This window comes from Enterococcus sp. C63, from assembly GCF_040887215.1.
In the GTDB taxonomy this organism is placed as follows: Bacteria; Bacillota; Bacilli; order Lactobacillales; family Enterococcaceae; genus Enterococcus_B; species Enterococcus_B hirae.
Genome location: NZ_JBFOFI010000001.1, coordinates 201,630 through 222,447 on the forward strand (window position 1 = coordinate 201,630; position 20,818 = coordinate 222,447).

Genomic DNA, 20,818 nt, shown 5'->3' on the forward strand with positions numbered 1-20,818 from the left:
ATAGCGCTATCTTTTATTTGTTCAAACGCCCGAGGTGGTAAAGTTGGAGCTGGCTTCATATTTCGAAGTACACTACTTCGAAATGGCGAAGGTGGAACTGGCTCCATATCCTGATGTAGTTAAACAGGTACTCCTTGTTTAGACTGTGCATTTTTCTTTTTTATTGTTGGATCTTCTGTATAGATATTTTCTCTTGGCATTAAATTTCTTCCTTTCCTTTTATGTCTTGAATTATAATCGAAAAAAAACGATAAGGAGATGTTAGTTCTTTTGTACAATTCTCTGCTATAAACCTGAGTAGTTATTTTTTGATTATGCAGTAAATCTATCTTACATGGGACCTATTACTATTATTCAAATCATTTGAAGAAGAAATAGTATTTTGATTTATATTACTCGTTTTATCTTTTAGATCTTTAAAAGTACACTGTGCAGGAGTATTTTTTTTACTTTTCTGTACATTTTTTTTAGTACGTGGTAATGGAATAGGCTTTTTGTTTTGAGGAATTTTAGTACCTAAAAAAGTGCCCCATCCAGTATTTTCATTCACCCCAAGCAGCCTTCCTTCGGAGTTCTCAACAATAATTAGTTTACTATAACGTGGTGCTGGAATAGGATGTCCAGATAAATGTGACGATGTAGCTAAATTTTGTTCACTCTTTTTTTCCGCTGCCTTGCGGATAAGTTCATTAAAAAAAGATTTGTAATTGCTGTTAGTTTGAGGATTAGGTTGTGTTTTTTCAAATTGTATCTCTAATGAATCATTGTCATTTTTTGTTGACTTACTAATTCGTTCATGTTGGCGATCATTTTGTGAATCGTCAGAACTTAAAGTGGTGCCCCATCCAGTATCTTCATCAATGTCAAAATTATTCTTTTTAAGGGACTCTCCTTTATTATTTAGAGGCTGAGACTGATCTTCTTGTTTCTCCGAAGAGCTTAATTGAGACTGAATGATAGTTGAATAAATAATAGTTGTTTCCGGTTTCTGTTTGAATTTTCCTTCAGGCAAGCCTACCAGCTCTGCATATATCATCTCCGATTGATCTTTGTCAAAAGTATTTTGTTGCCTATCAGATACGGTTTGCTCTGTATGTATAGAGTGAATATCTTGTTGAACTGCAGATTCTTCTAATCCGCTTCTTGACTCCTGAGTATTCTGCTTTTCCATATACTATCTCCTTTCGTTTATTTAGTAATTTTACCAGTCATCTTTTATTCTTTTTAAGCTGATCACGCTTTTAATCAATTACCTCCTTCATTTTTTCTTGTTGTTTCAAATACATTTCCCAAAAACGTTACCTAATATGCTACCATTTTATTACAATTCACTTTCTACTAGAAAATTATTTTTTCTAAAACAAAAATAAAAAGGACAACGAGCAGCAAAACGCTCATTCTCCTTTTTATTTTCATTCAATTATCTCACGGTGTTTAATACGTTTCTTTTTTTCTTATTTATGTATGAAGTCTATCTTCCAACTCTAGGTGGCAAAGCTGGTGGTCTATCCATATTAGGGGTAGAATGCGACAATGGAACAGATGATTTTGAGCCTCCCTTTATTTGTTCAAATGCCCGAGGCGTTCTATTCATATTATGAGTAGAATCTGGTAATATAGAAATTTCTTCTTTAGATTTTCCTCTTATTTGTTCAAAATTCCGAAGAGTTCCTTGTTTAAGTTGTTTATCTACCTCTTGCAATTGTTGTATATAACCCTTCTTGTTTGACGATGCTTCTTGAGTATTTTTTTCTATAAATTTAATAAATTTTTTTTATTTTGGTATTCTGTTCGTTTAGAAGGATTAAATCTATCCATACCTTTTAGTGGCTCAACCCTCACTCTCATGGTACTATAAAAATTTTCTTTAGCACTTGCCCCAGCAATTTTTGAACGTAATTCAATTTCTTTTTTTATCAACTCAGCATTATCTATAGGCATTATAGTACTTATCTCCTTTTTCTAGAATAAAATAATCATAAGTGAAGAAAGAATATTTATTGCATCTAATTTAAAAAAAATAATCTTATTCTGCTCTAAATCAATCACCTCCTTCATTTTTTTCTTGTTGTTTCAAATGCATTTCCCAAAAACTTTACCTAATATGCTACCATTTTATTACAATTCACTTTCTCCTAGAGAACTATTTTTTCTAAAACAAAAATAAAAAGGAGAACGAGCAAAATGCTCATTCTCCTTTTTTTCATTCAATTATCTCACGGTGTTTAATACGTTTCTTAATTCATTGACAGATTGTTTAAACATTTGTTCTTCTTCTGGTGTAATTGATAATTCAATAACTTCTCTTACACCCTTTTCATCAACGATGGATGGAACACCTGTAAAGATATCTTTCACTCCATATTGACCAGATAAATAAGCAGAAACTGGTAATACAGCTTGTTCATTGTTTAATACAGCCTTGACAATTCGTGCTGTACTCATACCAATTCCATAATAAGTCGCTTTTTTTCGATCGATGATTTCATAGGCAGCATTTTTAACTTTATCAGCAATGATATCTAAGTCTTTTTCGTCGATTCGATGATCTTTTTCGACAAATTCCATGATTGGTTTTCCGCCAACTGTTGTATGGGACCAAGCTGCTACTTCAGAATCGCCGTGTTCACCTAAAATATAGCCGTGAACGCTACGAGGATCGACAGAAAGTTTCAAGGCAATTTCTTTTCTAAAACGAGTTGTATCTAATGTTGTTCCTGTTCCGATTACTCGAGAAGAAGGTAACCCTGATTCTTTCCACGCAATGCAAGTCAAAATATCTACTGGATTAGAAGCAACAACTAATATTCCGTTGAATCCTGCTCCCATGATTTGTCGAACAATATCCTTCATAATTCCAGCATTTGTTTTCACTAAATCTAAACGAGTTTGTCCTGGTTTTTGGTTGATACCTGCTGTGATTACTACTAAATCGGCATCGCTGCATTCGCTATAATCACCTGACCAAACAGCAACATTCTCTTCGCCCCATGCCATACCATCTAAAAGGTCTAAAGCTTCCCCTTCCGCTTTTTCTTGGTTGACATCGATCAAGACTAATTCATTCGCAATTCCTTGATTGATCATGGCATAAGCAATACTTGTTCCCACAAAGCCTGTTCCAACGATCACTACTTTTCTACTGGTTTTTCTCATGTTGATACACGCTCCTTTTCATCTCATATGTTATTTTCATGAAAATTATAGTTCTGATTGAAACATTTTTCAATATAATGATATTTATAGTTACTATAATATTTTTTTATAGTTATAACAAAAAAACAGATTATTAGTAAACTAACAATCTGTTCAAAGTAAAATAAGATCTATTTCATTCGTTTATATTGGCTTTGCTTAGAAGCACCTTTTGAAGATCCGCTTTTATTTGCAGGCTTATCGGACATTTTTTTACTTAATAACAACATCAAAATAACAAATAGAACGGCTCCACCTAAGAACAAATACATATAATCTGATAAATAAGTCGTGAATAGACTTATGAAATCGGTTTGTCCAAGCACACTCGAATTGATTAACTGTAACCCAAAATTTTCCATATATTACCTCCTAATGTTTAGCTGAGAAAAAATTATTCTCATAAATAAAGCATAATACAAAGAAGGTAAGCGCAGACACCATTTTTTTCTAAAATCGGAAAAATAGTTTTTTGGATAAAAAAAGACAGCGTAAAAGCTGTCTTTTTCATAGGATCACTAGCAACTGACAAATCTATTTTTTAGTATCTTTTTTAGATGTCAATTCTTCAAATTTTTCTTTTACTTCTTCCGCTAATTTTTCCACTTCTTTTTCAAAAGCATTCGGTTTCTTTGGTTCTTCCTCTTCAACCGAATTAGAACCAGATAAAGCGACATCTTTGGCTTCGCCAGAGTTTGTGCCAGATAACGATTCTTGTTTGTTTTCTGTTTCACCAGAATTTGTCCCTGCTAATGCTACTTCATCATCGGTTTTAGGCGCCATCGAACCTCTTAAACGTTTGCTTTTTTCGCCGTTATAATTTGTCATGAGAATTCCTCCTTACAGTTATTTATTTTATAGTACATAAGAACAAAATAACTGTCAAAACATGAGGTGTCCTCCCCATCATATTTTAATGGTTTTGTTTTTTTGTTTCTCATCAATCTTTGCTTAATCCTTCAGAATGATCATAAACAGTGAAGGGTTTATTTGTTTGCTTGCGCTTCTTTTTCCTGGATCTCTTTGATCCCTGTTTCTAAAATGTTCATTTGTAGAAGTGTTTCTTCGTCTTTCACTACTTTTTCGGCTCCGTTTATGAGCGTTTCATAGACTCCCTCATAGACCCGACTATAGTCCCCTACTTCAGAAATCACTTTTTCCTCATGGTAGTTTCCATTTTGGTCCATATAGGTAAGTGTGCCGTAGTGTTCTGGTAAATCAATACCAAAATCTTGATGGTCTGGGAAATAAAATAGTTTAAGATGCTCTTCTTGTCGATCTTTTGTCTGTTTTACAAACATCCCTTTCTTCCCATAAACCACAAAACTTGGGCGTTCCTTAATACGAAAATAGCTTGATTTGACAGAGATTTTCATTGTTCCATAATAAAAATCTAAATCGAAATAATCATTCATTCGTCCCCTTCCTAATAATTGGCGCACATCATAGTGGATGTCATCTGGTTCGCCAAAGTAAGAAATTACTTGATCTACTGTGTGACAAGCATGACCATAGAGATAACTATTGACTGTTGAAAATTCCGTTGCCGATTCAGGAACTTCAGGTCTGAAATAATCATAATGCATCTCAATTTCTAAAATATCGCCTAATTTTCCACTTTCCAACACTTTTTGTACGGTCAAGAAATCAGAATCAAAACGACGATTTTGATAACACTGGATAAATAAATCTTTTTGTTTCGCTAGCTCAAATAACTCTTTCGCTTCTGCCGAAGTTTCAGCAAACGGTTTTTCAACCAGGACATTTTTTCCATGCTCTAAGGCTAATTTAGCATATTCATAATGAAATTGGCTCGGAGTCGTAATGACAACTAGTTGGATTTCTGGATCGTTCCATAGATCTTCCAATTGATTGGTGTAATGGATATCCTCAAATGTTTCCCAAGTGGGTTCTGAACGTGAAAAGATCGTTTTGATTTTGATCTTATCTTTTAGTTTTCGTGAAAAAGGTAAATGATAGCGGTTGGTACTTTTTCCATTTCCTAGATAGGCAATTGTTAACATACGTTTTCCTCCAATTTTTGTTTTTAACTACTATCAGTATAAATGACCGGTCCCTTTAAAAGTTAATTTGAGCGCAGTTAGAAAAAAATGTTCAAGAAAGTGATCCTTTTAAGTGAATAATTGACAGGTATGTTTAACCTACACAAAAAATAGTAGTCAAAAAGAGGGATATTCAGTAAGATGGATGAGGAAGGTGAGCATATGTTAATCGAAGACCAATTGATACGACAAGAAGCATTTACAACAACAGAAAAAAGAATTGCTGATTATCTCAAAGCAAACAGAGAAACAGCTGTTTATATGACGATCGAGGAATTGGCAAAAGCGACGTATACTTCGCATTCAGCCATTATTCGCTTATGTAAAAAATTGGGTTTTTCTGGTTTTAGAGAATTTCGTTTTGAATTTGGTCGTGAAGTCCATCAGATGAAAGCCCAGTTCAATCAAATCATTGATCCAAACTTTCCTTTTACTGATAAAGATGATAGTCAATCGATCGCTAAAAAAATGGCCGATTTGTCGATCCAATCTATCAAAAAAGCACAGCTCCAATTGGAGAAACAGTCAGTTGATGCGATTGCCACAGCATTGAATCAAGCGAATCGCATGTTTATTTTTGCCAAAGGGGATTCTCAAATCACAGCACGCAAATTTCAAAATAAACTAATCAAGATCAATAAATTTTTGATATTAGCTGAAGAGTATAGTGATTCTTCTTGGAATGCAGCCAATTTAACAGAAAAGGATTGCGCCATCTTTCTAACTTATAGTGGAAGGATTCACCATTATGAAAAAATTATGATGCATTTAAACCATGTGGGTGCTAAAACTGTATTGATCACTGGAAATGAACATTCAGAAATGGCAAAACAAGCAACGATGAAACTCATCGTTACGCAAGATGAATTAGATTTTGCTAAAGTGGCAACATTTTCCTCACAAATTGCCTTCGACTATGTTTTAAACACTCTTTATTCCGTGATGTATGCACAAAACTATCAAGAAAACATCCAGAATCTCAAACAAAAACAAGACTTGATCCAAAAAGGTATGTTGAAGGAATATCGCCATTAGAAAACAGTTGTTTATTACCTTGTGTCAAAGCCAATAGAGCGCGCTTCATTCTTTTTGTCATGATAAAACTTGAAACTAAAAATCTACAGACCGAGTACTGCAAAGATTGAGGTACTCGGTCTGTAGATTATTTTTGTTCTTTTTGCTGGATACATTGTGCAATCAAAGCACCTAGCAAGTGATAGCCTAACTTCGAAGGATGCAACCCATCGTCTTGCAAGTAAAGTGTTGGGTCCTCAAAAGATTTTTCATAATGATAAAAATCAATAAAACTTACTTTGTTCTTATCTGCTACTTCTTTTGCGATCTGAGTATACTCTACTAAGATCTCAGGAATTGTTTGGGTTTTGATCTTTTCATCAACGTAACTAGGCCCTATCAAAATCACTTGGCTATGTTTAAAAAAGTTGATCAATTGTTCCAAGTTTTTTCGATAGGCTTCTTGGTTATCTCTTTGATTGATTGCATCATTAACGCCAACATTAAGAACGACGTAGTCAGCTGTACGTTCATCTTGGGGAAGTTGAGACAATCGTTCAAGGCTGCTTGTCGTTGAATCGCCTCTTTTTCCTAAGTTAATGATCTTAAAATCAGCTTGTCCTAAAGCATTTAAGGTCGTTGATAACGCATGGTCCAATGCATGGACGACCTCCCCCTGGTACAATCCAGCAGCAATGCTATCACCAAATAGTATAATTTTCTTCATCTGTGTCATCCCTTTTCTTTTCTTACAATAAAAATTCTATCACGGAGAATCAAAAAGGAAAAATCGTTGCTCTCAACTATAAGAACTTTCTATCGAAGGTTTTTATTTGGTTATCGATGATCAGATAAGGAAGTATCGAAGTGTTTTACTGAATACGGACACTACTTACCCGTTAAAAAGAAATGGCTAACAAATGAATCGAGTGGATTCAAGGTTCACTTCGTTCGGTGTTCAAACCTCTTTGCAGCCATTTTACCTTGTAACGATAGTCTTGCAACAACTCATCAGTAGTCCAGTCATTCGCAATGTAATCCGTCAATGAATTGATCACAAGATCCATGACAAAATATAAAAAGCTAATTGCTTCTTCTTCCGAAGTAATGTGAAAACCATTTGCCTTCAGTAACTTAAACCATTCCTTTAATCTTCCTGATTCAGCAGAAGGCTTGGTTCTTTGGTGATTGGTAAAATCATCACTTCTCGTTAAAAAGCGGATGGCCTGCCAATAACTACTTTTTTGTTCCAGTTCACTACACCACGCAAGGTAATTTTCAATTCCTTGAAAAAAGTCTTGCTTGTTTTGACTGATATATTTCAGAATATCTCGATGGATTTGAATCGAATAATACTGGATTGTGTAGGTATAGGCATCTTCCAAGTCTTCGAAGTACTTATAAAAGGCCCCTCTTGACATAGCCATATCTTCGACAATATCTGCAACTTTTACTTGGCTAATATGTCGAGCTGAAAAATTTTCAAGTAAAATTTCAATAAGCCGTTGTTTCTTCTCATTCGGCAGATTAAGAAATGTCGATTTAGGCATCCCATCCCTCCGTTTCTTCGATCAAATCACCATCTTTCATTCGGTAGACACGATCGCTCCATTTGATCATCCGAGCATCATGTGTAACCATGACTGTTGCTTTTTGCTTTTCATGTGCTTCTTTGACAAGTAACTTGACTACTTCAAAGGCATGATCTGTATCTAAGCTAGCGGTAGGCTCATCTGCTAAGATCAAACTAGGGTCATTGAACAACGCACGAGCAATCGCTACACGTTGTCTTTCCCCACCAGATAAATCTCGAGGATAGCTTTCTTTTAGATCATAAATATCTAATGATTTCAATAAGTCATCAATGACGGTTTCGTTTTGTTTCTGATGGCTGACTCGATCAACTAAATAAAATTGTTCTTTGACCTTTAAAAATGGAATCAAATTAGAACTTTGTAAAATAAACCCAATTTCTTTAAAACGTAAATCGGCTCTTTTTTTCTCAGATAAATCGGAAAAAGACTGACCATTAATGGCGATTTCTCCAGAAGTAGGTGTTTGTAGCCCACCGGAAATGGTTAAGAAAGTACTCTTTCCTGAACCAGAGGGACCGATGATGCTGACAAATTCTCCTTGTTTGACATTAAAATTAATTCCTTTTAGTGCAGTCACTTCGGTATGTCCACTACCAAAAGTCTTGACGATATTTTTCATCGTTAAAATATTCTTCATTTTTTACCCTCCTATGGCGGTGATTGGGTCCACTTTTGTGATCGTGCGTATTGAGAAGACGCCGCCTACAACTGCTACAACGAGTAAGACCCCACTATATAGCAACCATTGTGTCCAAAAAATAGCGAATGGCATCGCACTTGGTAAAAATAAGCTAGTTAGATAAGCAGCTAGAACTGCTAAGGCGACACCAATGACTCCAATAACAAATGACTGTGCAATCAACGATTTAGCAATAAATGAATTGCGAATCCCTTGAGCTTTCATTACGCCAAAGATCTCCGTTTTTTGTAAAGTGATGACATACATAAAAATGCCAACTACTGCTGCTACGACAAGAAACAAGAAGTAAACCATTGCATTTAGTGTCATATTTTGTGCAGAATAACCTGGAAGACTTTCAATAAAATCAGGAATCGTCAGTTTTTGTAAATCTTTTGATGCGCCATCTTTATCAATTGCAGCTGATTGTTTGGTCACGATCGCATTGATCGGCTTTTTGTCACCTGAAGCAAACGGTTGGGCTCCATATTTTAATTGTGTCCAAGTTTCTAGATCTGTATAGATGACTGGTGAGACCGTATAATAAGTGGCAGGAAAAATTCCAACGATTGTAAATGCTTGGTTATCGCTACCGATTTTGATTTGATCTCCCAACTTATATTGATCTTGTGCCAGATTTTGGGAGATAATTATTTCATTTTTCTTATCAAACATCCGACCATCTGTGATTTTAGGTAATAAAAAGGCATCGTTAGTCGTACCAAAGACTGTCACATTTTCTTTGTTTTTGCCCTTGATTGCTCCACTGAATAAGCCAATCGGGGCTTTTTCTTTCGCATTTACTTGATCAAGGTCGCCTCTTGTCAATTGAGATGCTGCAAACACTTGATTAGCATCTTCGGACAAAACGATTTCTTGAGCACCCCAATCATCAATTGCTTTTTTAAATTCTTCAGCTAATCCACTTGCCAGACCTGATAGCATGAAAACGACATAAGCAATCAAGAACATGATACCGATAATGAGTCCGTATCGTAGTTTTGCGTATTTCATTTCTTTCATTGCTAAAAACATTACTTTCCCTCCTACATTTCTCTTTTTCGATAGTGACATTTTGTCACTATCGAAAAGTATAGCGTAACAGTGACAAAATGTCACTAAACAAAACTCATGAAACAATTCGTTCATACTACAAGATCATTGTCTTTCTGTTTATTGGTTACAGTTTTTCTTATAGTTGGCGATGTTACTATATATATGAATCATGAGCAAATAAACGTTGGTATAAATAGATATCAGTAAAAGGAAATAGAAGAAAAACGAAAAATAAGCTACAATAATAAAATAGAACACCAGTTTGAACAAAAAGGAGGTTCTTTTATGGATCAAAAAACACGAAAACACATTCAAGAAAAGTTAAAACAACGCATCGCACAGCTTCCTCCTATTTTCCAAGAATTTTTAAAAGAAAATCAAAAAAAGCTTTCATTAAGCAGTCGTTATGAATATGCAAAAGATTTTCATTTATTCACGGATTATCTTCACGAAGCTTTAGATCAAGAGATCACGGATGAAGTTATTCTTCGTCTTGAAAAACAAGACTATTTAAATTTTTTAGATAAAGTCTATCAGCATACTCGTTCGTTTCAGACCACAGCTGATCAACAAACAAACCAGTTATTTAAAAATAGCTATTATGGTCTTTCGCGAAAACAATATTCGTTAAATCATTTTCTACGGTTTTTGTATCAAAAAGGGTTATTGACTGAAGAAATATCTCTATTAGGAAAAACGCTTCCTGAAACTACTGCTGCAGCGCCTCGATTCATAGACGCCTCTTTGTTTCAAGACTTTGAGCATCTGTTTATTCCTATGAATGGCTTTAACTCTTCACGAGAAGCACGCTTTGAAATAAGGAACCGACCAAGAAATTTAGCGATCGCAGCTATTCTTTTATATTGCGGGTTAAAGATCCATGAAGTCGTTGAATTAAAAAGAAAAGATATTGACTTAAATAAACAAATCATTCATCTTAGCCGTAAAAAAAATCGTCTTAATCAGTCGCCAATTCCCAATGAAGCACTGCCATTCATTAAAAACTATTTAGCAATAACTGATACTGGGACAGGACCTGATTCTTTTGCTTTTCGTTCATCTCATGACCAGCAAATCTCTCCACGGACGATTCGCCAAATACTAAGTAAAATCACTGTATATAAAAATATTTCGCCAGAATTATGTCGTAAAACTTACGGGTACTACGTTTCCCTTTATTTTGATGATCTGGATATCGTCAATTTCCTTTATGGTAATCGTTATATCAATGAACATTCATTTGAAGAAGTCCATCAAAAGATGTTAGAGTTCTCTTACAAGGAAATAACAAGTATCAAAAAATGAAATAACGAAATATAATTCTTTTTTTCACAAAGAAAGCTGTTTTTTATTTAGGGTTTGTGCTAAGATTATAGCTGAATTTGCAAAGTAAATGATTTAATTCACAAGTTTTTCTTACTTTGCTTACCAACTTGTTTATTAAATGAAATCGGAGTGTGACTTATGGAAACAATCGCTTATTCCCCACTAAATCTTTTTTCTAATTTTCAAGAAGCAGCGAAAGCTACACCAGATGTACCAATCATCTTTGACCAACCCTTAGCAGCTTTTCCGGAACTTGGTTTTAAAAGCACTTACAAAGATACCTGTCAACTCGTTTTGACTCGTGCCTATCAATTAGCTCATTTGGGTGTCGGACTTGGTGATAAGGTCATGATCTACAAAAGTTCAGCTTTTGATACTTATTTATTAGCTGTAGCAACGGCTTATCTTGGGGCGGTACCAGCAATGATCTCTTATCACTTCCCTACCCCCACTTTAGAAGTCTTTGTCGACCGTTTAGAAGATCCATTTATCCTTTTTGATGATGAAACGGCTGAACGAGTGGCTGGCATTTCAAATGGATCAAAAGAAAAACAAATTGCAGTTTCTAAACTATTGACTCAACCAGCAGAACCAGTGGCACAAAATCAATTGGGGAACGATGAAATTTCTTATATGACCCATACTTCAGGAACCACAGGTATTCCTAAATTGATTTGTCATTCTGCTCATTCAATGGGCTGGCGCACCAAATGGCAAAAAACTGTCTTTACTAAGATCGCAGAGAAAAAACTTGTGGCTTTCCATATCTCTCCTGTTCATTCTCGCTTCAATATTGGTATTTCTTCATTGATGGCGATGGGTTTTCCAATGATGCCGTTAGCGGATGCTCAAGGGGAAAACGTTGTGGCCATGTTAAAAGAAAATCCACCGATTGCACTTGAAACACATCCAAACAACTTTGTTCAGTGGAGCTTTACAGCGAAAGAATATCCAGAAGCTTTTGCTGGTATTCGTTATTACCATTCCACTTTTGATGCGATCAACAACTCTACTATGGAAACATTCTTACGGACTTCTCCTAATCAAGAAGCTGTTTTCTTACAAGTTTATGGCCAAAGCGAATGCGGACCGATGATTTTAAAAGCTCATACATTAGAGAGTTTAAAAACGAGTAATGCGAGAGACATGGGTGTGGGACTTGGCGACTTAACCAAAGCGCGGATCGCAGATGAAAATGGGAACGTCTTACCTGCTAATACAGATGGACACATCCATTTATTATCAAAAGGTCGTGCATTAACTTATTATAAAGAAGATGCTCGTTTCCAAGAAAATGTTTATGGTGCTTGGTGGGACAGCGGTGATTACGGCAGCATGGATGAACAGGGGCATTTGTTCTTAAAGGATCGTCAAGTGGATTTGATCGATACAATCAATAGCAATTTAGCGATCGAAGATTTCTTGTTAGACTCATTAGAATTTCTATCGGAAGTGGTCATCGTTCGTGATAAAAACAATGCGCCACAACCATTGATCGCTCTTGCTCCTAATCACGAAATGGATTGGGATCGTTGGTGGAAACAAGTGCATGAGTTACCTCGATTGAATACGCCGATTATCAGAGATTATGAAGATATCCCACGGACTGCGACAATGAAAGTCCGTCGACTACAAATCGAAAAAGAATTAAAAGCATAATAAACAGAACACTGACGTTATCCCCTTACCTAACAGGTATAACGTCAGTGTTCTCTTTTGTTTAAAAAATTTTCAGTTGTAAAAAATGTAGGAATAACAAAAAAAGATTCAATTTATTGATAATGATATCTAATGAAGTTGTTCATTTGAGTATGCATAGCTTATGTTTTCTTCTAGCTGTTAAGTTGCCAACAATACAGTGTACTTGTTTCATTCAGATGATAGATAAATTTTGGTGATCTAAAGACTACGCAAAATTGGATGACATAAAAATATGCCAATTGGCTGTTTTCTTTTCTAACAACTTTCGTTATACTCTTTTCGTGGAGGGAAAACAATGAGAAAAATACTTACAATTGGTGGTTCTGACCCTTTTGCCGGTGGAGGAATTCAATCCGATTTGAAAACTTTTGAGAATTTTCAACTTTTTGGAATGAGCGCGCTCACCTGTGTAGGCATGTTAGACGAAAACAACGCATTCCTCTTAGAAAATCTACCTGCTAAGTGGTTGCAACAGCAACTTGCTTCGATCCAGAAGATGACAGACTTAGCGGGTATCAAAATTGGCTTATTGCATTCTCTTGAAGCAATCATGATCGTCCGAGATTTTTTAAAAAAGCACCCTCAAATCCCAATCGTTCTTGATCCGGTTTTAGCTTTTAAAGAAACTACTTCATTAGCGAATCAACAGTATATTGAGTGCTTAGTGAAAGAACTCTTCCCCCTTGTTGATCTTGTCACGCCCAATCTTAAAGAAGCGGCTCTCCTTTCTGGAAAGAAAAAAATTTCAAGCATCAATGAAGTGATAGAGACAACCAAATTTATTCATACTTTAGGAAGCAAAGCGGTCGTTGTTAAAGGTGGCTCTGGGATCCATGGCGATGAAGCAATCGATGTTTTGTATAGTCATGACGGACTAACCACTTTTACAATGGAAAAATTAACACGATCAACGGTGAATGGCGCAGGATGTACCTTTTCTTCTGCTATTACAGCGAATCTCGTCCATGGCTATACGCTCTCACAAGCCATTCAACGAAGTAAAACTTACGTTTATCAATGTATTTTAAACGGTGTTGAAATGAATGATCAAACAGGCAGTGTCTGGTCTGGCGGTAACATCAAAGGAGGGATTTAATCGTTGAATACGAAACGAATAACAATATATGCCATGCTGATCGCTTTAACAGTAGCATTATCTTTAACAATTTTGGTTCCAATACCAGCAACTAACGGCTTTGTCACGCTCTGCGAAGCTGGCATCTACACCACTGCTTTATTATTTGGTCCATTTGGTGGGTTCGTTGTCGGTGCCTCAAGTGGTTTATTCATCGATTTACTGTCAGGTTATCCGCAATGGGCCCTTTTTTCCTTATTGATCCATGGTTTGCAAGGATTGGTCAGTGGCTATTTTGCCGAAAAAACAAGCAAAGGTCGATTTGTCGGTCTTTTTATCGGTAGTTGTCTGATGATTAGTGGCTACTTTTTAGCAGGTTGGTTTTTATATGATTGGCCTGCGGGGATAGCTTCTATTCCTGGAAATATTTTTCAAAATATTGTAGGGGTTGGATTGGCTTTACCACTCACTCAAGCTCTAAAACGAACGAGAGTACAAAAAGAAAGTAAGTAATGAAAGGAAGAATAAAATGAGCATCACAGAAGAATCTTTAAAACAAGAATTAACCAAAATGGTCAACGAGGTATTAGCAGAAGCAAATTTAAAATCTGGCGATTTATTTGTATTAGGATGTAGTACCAGTGAAGTGGTCGGTGGACAAATTGGTAAAAACTCAAGTGCTCCAGTTGGACAGTGGATTATCCAAACGATTAGAGAAATATTGCAACCTTTAGGAGTCGCTTTAGCTGTTCAAGGATGTGAACACATTAATCGAGCCCTTGTCGTCGAACGCTCCGTAGCAGAGCAAAAACAATTTGAAATTGTTTCTGTTGTACCAGCCTTACACGCTGGTGGCGCTTGTTCAGTAGCAGCGTTTGACCAATTCGATGATCCAGTAGAAGTGGAACATGTGGTAGCGCAAGCTGGGATCGATATCGGTGATACTTCCATTGGTATGCATGTCAAACACGTTCAAGTACCTGTTCGACCAAGCAGTCAAACATTAGGAGCCGCGCATGTTACAGCTCTGCGTTCACGTCCAAAATACATTGGTGGTCCGCGAGCTGAGTATGAAGTGATTTAGGCTAGCTACAAAAAAGGGCGTTGCTTCATACATCATTGATTGATAATCCATCTCGTTTAAGACTTTTTTACTGTTCTATTTTATATTTTCACTTATGAGATTTCATTAAGAGCACTTGGGTCTGAAATTAAGACTCAAGTTCTCTTAAAAAATAATCATATACTAAGCTTCCATACAGAGATGATTTTATTCTACTATTCAACAGTCAACCATTCATTTTAAATTCAAAAAATTCTGTTTCTTCAAAAATCATGATTACACGTTTCGGTAATTGTTATCTATGGGTTTGTGCAACCGTGTTAACGATTCTATTACCTTCGTTCTTTAGATGTTCTTGGTGTTCATTTTTTTGGAGTGTACATCCTATGATGCTGAGATTGGCAACCAACTTTTTTATTGTTGTTTTTTCATTGTTCTTTTGAGTTTCAGCTCTTTTTAATTTGCCTTCACTTTTAATATATTGAGAGAGTTTTTCATTAAGATTGGGATAATTTCTATTTGAGGGGTATACAACAACTGTGCGATCTTTACCATTGCTCTTTTTAATAAGAGTAATAGGTCTTTGATCATTACTGTCTGGGTTCTTAACTGGTAAAGAACCTTCTCTTTTTTTATACTGTTCCTTATTTTTATCAACAAAAGAAACTGCTTTATCATATAAGCGACATAAGGTTTCAGTGCGTTGCATTTTTTTGCGAAAATTACTCGAATTACTCGGTTTGTTTTGGTATTCCTTATTGACTTTTACATAGTTAGCTATCCATTTAGAATCATTTTCAGGAATTGGCACTTTTAATTCTTGTGGAGAACCATCTTTGTTCGTATACCTTATCACTAAGTCAGTTGCTTTTTTTTGGTCTTCTATCGTTACAATTATTGAATTAATAACCTGTTTCTTATAATTAAACTTGATTATAACTTCTTCAATGTCACTAGAATTTATTAATTTTTCATATTCCCAACCATTCTGATTATTTTTTCCCATAAATCTTCCTCCTTAAATAATTAATAACTTCAAAACAGATTTATAATGCCATACTTCTTAATACAACTATCATAAATGATAATCTTTTTTATTACTTACCTCTTTTTTCGAATAATAGAAAAAAGAGGACGAATCTTATGGAATATCTACATATTACTTATATTATTTCTAGGATATAATCCCATGTTTATCGAACAGTATGTCAAAAAAGTTTGCCTTGGACTTCATTAGAAAGCTCAAGACAAACTTTTTTTAGTTTCTTTTTTTACTGTTTACAAATAATTTTGCTTCATAAGGATCAAGCTTACCCACTCGTTCAAATACACGTTCTTCTTGATTCGTGAGAAGTAATTCCCAAGGAACATCAACTTCATTCGGTAATGAATATTCCGCTACTTCACTCGTAAGGTTGACCATAATCAGATAGTTTTTATCGGTAAATGATCGTTCATAAACATAGAGTTGGTCGTGTTCAGCGAGGTATTCTTTGAATGAACCATAGATCAATCCTTGATTTTCACGACGGATGCGGATCATTTGTTTGTAGAAAGATAGGATAGACGAAGGATCGTTTTCTTGTTCTTCTACGTTAAGTGTTTGATAGTTGGGATTTACCATCAGCCAAGGTTCGTTTGTTGAGAATCCGGCATATTTTTCTGATCCCCACTGCATAGGTGTTCGGCTATTGTCTCTTGTTGTATCAGCAACGATATCTATAGCTTCCTCAGGAGATTTTCCTTCTTCTAGCAATTGGTTATAAAGACGTCTTGAATCGACGGCATCGATTTGTTCGATGGCAGTAAACGGCATATTCGTCATACCGATTTCTTGTCCTTGATAAATAAATGGCGTGCCTTGCAGGAAAAAGTACATCATTGCGACTGCTTTTGCTGATTTTTGCCAATAATGTTCAGGATCACCAAAAACAGAAACTGAACGAGGTGTATCATGATTTTCCATATAAAGTGCATTCCAACCCTTACCGTCTAAAGCGGTTTGCCAGGCACTTAACGCTCTTTTTAAATTGATAACATCAAGTTTCCCTTCTTTTTCGTGCTTCCAAATCGAGATATGGTCAAATTCAAAGATCATGTCAAAATACCCATCAGCGCCGACCCATTCTGGACCTTCTTCAGCCGACACCCCGCTAGCTTCGCCAACAGTCATAATGTCATAGTCATCAAAAACATCTTTTAATTCATTTAAATGTTCATCGATCCCGGAAACATTTTGAAAAGGAGAAAAGGGGTTTTCAGTTGCTTTAACAGAATATTCATCTTTTTTCACATGGGAAATCGCATCTAAACGAAACCCATCTATTCCTTTATCTAACCACCAGCGAATCATAGAAAAAAGTTCATTTTTTAATTTCTCGCTTTCCCAATTCAAATCAGGCTGCTCTTTAGCAAAGACATGCAGATAATATTGTTTCGTCTGTTCATCATATGCCCAAGCTGAGCCACCAAAAATCGATTGCCAGTCATTCGGAGCGTTTTCAGGTGTTCCATCTACCCATATATAGTAATCTCGGTAAGGATTATCCAGTGACTTCTTTGATTCAATAAACCACTCGTGTTGATCAGATGTATGATTGATGACTAGATCCATAATGATTTTGATTCCTTGTAGATGTGCTTCTGCCAGTAATTGATCAAATTCGGCCATTGTTCCAAATTTTTCTAAAATATTTTGGTAGTCACTAATATCGTAACCGTTATCAATAAAAGGCGAAGAGTAAACTGGATTGATCCAAATAAAATCAATCCCTAATTTTTTTAAATAAGGAAGCTTTTCACGAATCCCATTGAGATCCCCAATGCCGTCTCCATTACTATCCATAAAACTGGCAGGATAAATCTGATATCCGACCGCTTCTTTCCACCAAGCTTTTGTTTGAGTCATTGTTTTCTTCCCTTCTCTTTTTCTCTATTATAAAACAATGCCACTATTTTTTGTTGATGTTACCGATAACATCGTTTTCTCTTTAACAGTTTCCTTTTTTGTTTCGTTATCTTGTTTGCAGAATGTCAGAATTTAACAGTCGATTAACGATCAAAAAGAGTCTGATAGATAAACTAAATGGTATTTAACCATTTGCTACAATGCGTTCATAACCTCTTCCCGTTGTTCCAGCAGTCGCTCTAACAAAAAAACAAGCCGGAAAATCCAAAAATAGGAACTATTTTCGAATTCTTCGGCTTGTTCTCAGAGCTAGACACTTCTGTCACAATCTCTCTTAGTCGATGAATGGACTTATACGTGACACCAGCTATTTTCAGCTATTTACAAATAGCGAGCAATCAATTGGATCAATTGCTGTGGTAACTCGTTGATGTCTGTCATATCAATGAAACGATTTTCCCCATATATCTCTTTGATTTCTTTTTGATCCTGTCCAATCGCAGCAGCCACAAAGATGACGCCTTGACGGTCATATTCAGACAGAACGCTTTGGATATCTTCCCTTGCCTTCTTCCCAGTATAGTCTGGTAAAGCTTTAGGCTGGCCATCACTAATCGAGATCAGCAATTTAGTCGTGGCAGATTCTTGGCTTAGTTTGTTAGCGATTAGTCTCAGACTGGCACCATCACGATTGTTTTGTCGTGGTTTCATCGTCACTAACTTTTCATCTAACCATTGGAAATCATCACTAAATTCTTTATAAGAAAAAATTGAGGTCTTTTCTCTCGTTGAGACATCTGCTGTATCTCCATAAATCATTAAAGGAATATTTACACGTTTAGCAAATTCTGCGATGGCGATCGCTGCTTTTTTTGCAGCTTCGATTCGTTCATCTCGAATCATTGAACCAGATTCATCAATCCTTAAAGCCACTGCCAATGAAGGTTGTTCGTGGGGTGGATTTTTCTTATCGAAATAACCTAGGTCATTATAGGCCACACGACTCGCATTGAACCGTTGACCTTCATATTTTCCTTTTTGATAAGTCGTTGATTCATCATTTTCCAACAAATCTAAAATTTGACGGCTTAATGTTTCAACGATCGGTAAAACTTGTTGTCTGATTTGTTCTGCTTCTTGTGCTTTGAGTTCAAATTTTGGTCGATGAACGATCAGTCCTTCTTTTTCGTGCATCGTCCCCTTCATTATTTGTCGTGCTTCTTTCGTTAACTCACGTTTGATTTCTTTGTCGTAAGCCTCCATATCAGAGGCAGACATTTTTTCTGAATTATCTTCTGCTTGTTGCTCCTGTTGCCCCTGACCTGAAACTTCTTGACTTCGTTCTTGTTCAAATGAAAAAGACTCTGCCTTTTTTTCCTCTTCAATCTCAGCATTCTCCACTGGTGGAGTTTCTTCTTCGATCTCAGGCGACTCATTTTCCATTAAAGACAACGTTTCTTCTGCTAGTTGATCGATATTACGTTCATCAGCTTCTTCATCGTTAAGGATTCTGCCTCGATTTCTTGAAGCTTCTTCTGAAAGACGTCCCCACTTTATTTGCCGTAATAATTCACGAAGTTCTTCAAGAAGCCCACTTTGTTCTAATGCTTGGGTTAATATCTCCAATTCTTCTGGAACAGTGGTCAATTTATAGAGAACTTTAGGATAAATCGATTGGAAAAGATCTTGCCCTTGTTTCCAAGTATTTGCCCAATAAAAATAGGAACGCATACCAGCCACTCCCTTGATGGCATTCGCTTTGGCAGTATCATCTAATAAACGAATGATCTCCGCTAATTTCAAGAGCAGTTCAGGTTGTTGAATCTTTGTCTTACCTAAGGCTCGCTCAGCCATCACTTCAAGTGAAGGTAAATCCATCTTCTCAGCATGTTGCATCCGATCTCTCAAAGATTCATTCAACGGACGATTACCTTGGTAGTTCCGATTGGTTGTGATGATGATGACGCAATCTGGATGACGGACGACGACACCCGTGGGTAAATTCAATAATCCATTTGGCTCAAGAGCGGAATTTAAAGCAACTAATACGGAAGCATCACGGATCACCGTTGGCTCCTGGATTTCTAACAAATACCCTTTTTCGATCGCTCGAACAATTTCAGAGGGATAATATTTATAGCGAACGTTACTATTTTCATTATGTTCCATCCGCTTGATGAAATCAGCCAGTTTGGATTTAGCCATTTCTGTACTAAGATTATAATGATGTTTGATTAACCGTAAGACAGCCTCTAATGTCTCTGTTTGGTTGATTGCATCAATCAATTCTTGATCTTCATCTACGTCAGACTCAACAATAGGCAATAGCGCACCAAAGACATCTGATTTATCCATATCCGCAAAACAAGTTATTTTCGTATAAGGAAGTTTTAAATCAGCCGAAAGAGCTTTAGCCAGTTGCGTTTTTCCTGACCCAGCATCCCCTTCAAGCAAGATGTTACTGATCTTCATTTCAGGATCATTCCAGTTTTCAAAGATTTCAGCTGCGATTCTTTGTTCTTCTTGACTGGTTCGATGACTCGTTGGCTTTTGCCAAATCATTTGTTTTTCAACACTTGAAAATTGACGGTCTTTTGTCAGTGAGAAATCTTCCAATGTACCTCACTCCTTTTTTCCTTAATACCCTAAATCATCTAATAGACGTTTCAAAATTCGGAAACGTTCTCCGATCAATTCGCCATCTTTTTGTAACGTGTCATAATAGAGCATAATATCTTCATCGATCTTAGGATTTTTGGTATCCACTTCAACCGTCATTCGATTTCCTTGAAGTCCAATAATATCGACAACTGGATTTTCAGGATCATAAAATTTTTCATAGCGATACGCATCTTGAAAATACAAACTCCCTTGCGCAGCTAAAATTGCTAGATCTAAGATCCGAGTGATTGGTAGTTCTTCCGATTGGCGTGACCATTTTTCACCCGTATGGCGCCATACCTTGCCTGAAATATCAACTTTTCCACGATCATTCCATTGTGCTAACCCTAAAGATAGTCCTTTAGCATCCGTATGCAAAGCATTTCTACCATCAACTTGATCATAGTCTTCAACGACAATAACAGGTTTGTGTTTTAAATTTGTTGGGATTTCCATCTAAATCCATCCTTTCTCTTTTAGTA

20 protein-coding genes are annotated in these 20,818 nt (G+C 36.1%); 6 read left to right on the plus strand and 14 right to left on the minus strand.

Features of this window, described 5'->3' with window-relative positions; translation table 11 throughout:
* Positions 1-325 precede the first annotated feature (325 nt).
* From AB3H90_RS00885 to AB3H90_RS00910, 6 genes are all read right to left on the minus strand, one after another.
* Positions 326-1,171, minus strand: coding sequence for a hypothetical protein (locus tag AB3H90_RS00885; protein WP_368015959.1), 846 nt, complete (start codon positions 1,169-1,171; stop codon positions 326-328).
* Between the two features lie 581 nt (positions 1,172-1,752).
* Positions 1,753-1,941 (minus strand): hypothetical protein, encoded by a 189-nt coding sequence (locus AB3H90_RS00890; RefSeq protein WP_368015960.1) that lies wholly within the window; start codon positions 1,939-1,941, stop codon positions 1,753-1,755.
* Positions 1,942-2,211: 270 nt separating this feature from the next.
* Positions 2,212-3,156, minus strand: coding sequence for an L-lactate dehydrogenase (locus AB3H90_RS00895; protein WP_010719177.1), 945 nt, complete (start codon positions 3,154-3,156; stop codon positions 2,212-2,214).
* A gap of 170 nt (positions 3,157-3,326) precedes the next feature.
* A complete protein-coding gene (locus tag AB3H90_RS00900; RefSeq protein ID WP_010719176.1) occupies positions 3,327-3,557 on the minus strand; it encodes a hypothetical protein in 231 nt (76 codons plus the stop codon).
* A gap of 172 nt (positions 3,558-3,729) precedes the next feature.
* Positions 3,730-4,023 carry an rRNA processing protein gene (locus AB3H90_RS00905; RefSeq protein ID WP_368015961.1) on the minus strand — a complete coding sequence of 98 codons (294 nt, stop codon included), beginning with the start codon at positions 4,021-4,023 and terminating at the stop codon, positions 3,730-3,732.
* A gap of 158 nt (positions 4,024-4,181) precedes the next feature.
* Positions 4,182-5,219, minus strand: a complete 1,038-nt coding sequence (locus AB3H90_RS00910) for a Gfo/Idh/MocA family oxidoreductase (protein WP_368015962.1) — start codon at positions 5,217-5,219, stop codon at positions 4,182-4,184.
* Between the two features lie 201 nt (positions 5,220-5,420).
* Here AB3H90_RS00910 and AB3H90_RS00915 point away from each other — a divergent pair, with 201 nt between their 5' ends.
* Complete coding sequence (locus AB3H90_RS00915; RefSeq protein WP_240274011.1) at positions 5,421-6,293, plus strand: MurR/RpiR family transcriptional regulator; 873 nt, start codon at positions 5,421-5,423, stop codon at positions 6,291-6,293.
* Between the two features lie 127 nt (positions 6,294-6,420).
* Here the strand turns inward: AB3H90_RS00915 and AB3H90_RS00920 are convergent, their stop codons facing one another.
* From AB3H90_RS00920 to AB3H90_RS00935, 4 genes are all read right to left on the minus strand, one after another.
* Entirely contained in the window at positions 6,421-6,999 is a 579-nt protein-coding gene (locus AB3H90_RS00920) for an SGNH/GDSL hydrolase family protein (protein ID WP_113820765.1), read from the minus strand.
* Between the two features lie 208 nt (positions 7,000-7,207).
* Entirely contained in the window at positions 7,208-7,822 is a 615-nt protein-coding gene (locus tag AB3H90_RS00925) for a TetR/AcrR family transcriptional regulator (protein ID WP_240274012.1), read from the minus strand.
* Positions 7,815-8,504: an ABC transporter ATP-binding protein gene (locus tag AB3H90_RS00930; RefSeq protein ID WP_010737568.1), complete on the minus strand. Its 690-nt coding sequence runs from the start codon at positions 8,502-8,504 to the stop codon at positions 7,815-7,817. The genes AB3H90_RS00925 and AB3H90_RS00930 overlap by 8 nt, the downstream gene beginning before the upstream one ends.
* A 3-nt stretch (positions 8,505-8,507) precedes the next feature.
* Positions 8,508-9,581: an ABC transporter permease gene (locus AB3H90_RS00935; RefSeq protein ID WP_368015963.1), complete on the minus strand. Its 1,074-nt coding sequence runs from the start codon at positions 9,579-9,581 to the stop codon at positions 8,508-8,510.
* Between the two features lie 306 nt (positions 9,582-9,887).
* On the opposite strand from AB3H90_RS00935, the gene AB3H90_RS00940 reads away from it, so the two are divergent.
* The 5 genes from AB3H90_RS00940 (at position 9,888) to AB3H90_RS00960 (ending at position 14,788) form a co-directional block, all read left to right on the plus strand.
* Complete coding sequence (locus AB3H90_RS00940) at positions 9,888-10,907, plus strand: tyrosine-type recombinase/integrase (protein ID WP_207414065.1); 1,020 nt, start codon at positions 9,888-9,890, stop codon at positions 10,905-10,907.
* Between the two features lie 159 nt (positions 10,908-11,066).
* Complete coding sequence (locus AB3H90_RS00945) at positions 11,067-12,587, plus strand: AMP-binding protein (RefSeq protein WP_368015965.1); 1,521 nt, start codon at positions 11,067-11,069, stop codon at positions 12,585-12,587.
* A 337-nt stretch (positions 12,588-12,924) separates the two neighbouring features.
* The gene (locus tag AB3H90_RS00950; RefSeq protein ID WP_368015966.1) at positions 12,925-13,725 is read left to right on the plus strand and encodes a hydroxymethylpyrimidine/phosphomethylpyrimidine kinase; all 801 of its coding nucleotides are present in this window, start codon (positions 12,925-12,927) and stop codon (positions 13,723-13,725) included.
* Positions 13,726-13,728: 3 nt separating this feature from the next.
* Positions 13,729-14,217 (plus strand): ECF transporter S component, encoded by a 489-nt coding sequence (locus tag AB3H90_RS00955; RefSeq protein WP_368015967.1) that lies wholly within the window; start codon positions 13,729-13,731, stop codon positions 14,215-14,217.
* A 16-nt stretch (positions 14,218-14,233) separates the two neighbouring features.
* Positions 14,234-14,788 (plus strand): TIGR01440 family protein, encoded by a 555-nt coding sequence (locus AB3H90_RS00960; RefSeq protein WP_034697955.1) that lies wholly within the window; start codon positions 14,234-14,236, stop codon positions 14,786-14,788.
* Positions 14,789-15,062: 274 nt separating this feature from the next.
* On the opposite strand, the gene AB3H90_RS00965 is transcribed toward AB3H90_RS00960, so the two are convergent.
* From AB3H90_RS00965 to AB3H90_RS00980, 4 genes are all read right to left on the minus strand, one after another.
* Positions 15,063-15,773 carry a hypothetical protein gene (locus AB3H90_RS00965; protein WP_094940291.1) on the minus strand — a complete coding sequence of 237 codons (711 nt, stop codon included), beginning with the start codon at positions 15,771-15,773 and terminating at the stop codon, positions 15,063-15,065.
* A gap of 252 nt (positions 15,774-16,025) precedes the next feature.
* Entirely contained in the window at positions 16,026-17,675 is a 1,650-nt protein-coding gene (locus AB3H90_RS00970) for an alpha-glucosidase (protein ID WP_368015968.1), read from the minus strand.
* Positions 17,676-18,056: 381 nt separating this feature from the next.
* Positions 18,057-20,291, minus strand: a complete 2,235-nt coding sequence (locus AB3H90_RS00975; protein WP_368015969.1) for an AAA family ATPase — start codon at positions 20,289-20,291, stop codon at positions 18,057-18,059.
* 21 nt (positions 20,292-20,312) lie between these two features.
* Positions 20,313-20,792, minus strand: a complete 480-nt coding sequence (locus AB3H90_RS00980; protein WP_010719161.1) for a DUF6530 family protein — start codon at positions 20,790-20,792, stop codon at positions 20,313-20,315.
* Between the last annotated feature and the right edge of the window lie 26 nt (positions 20,793-20,818).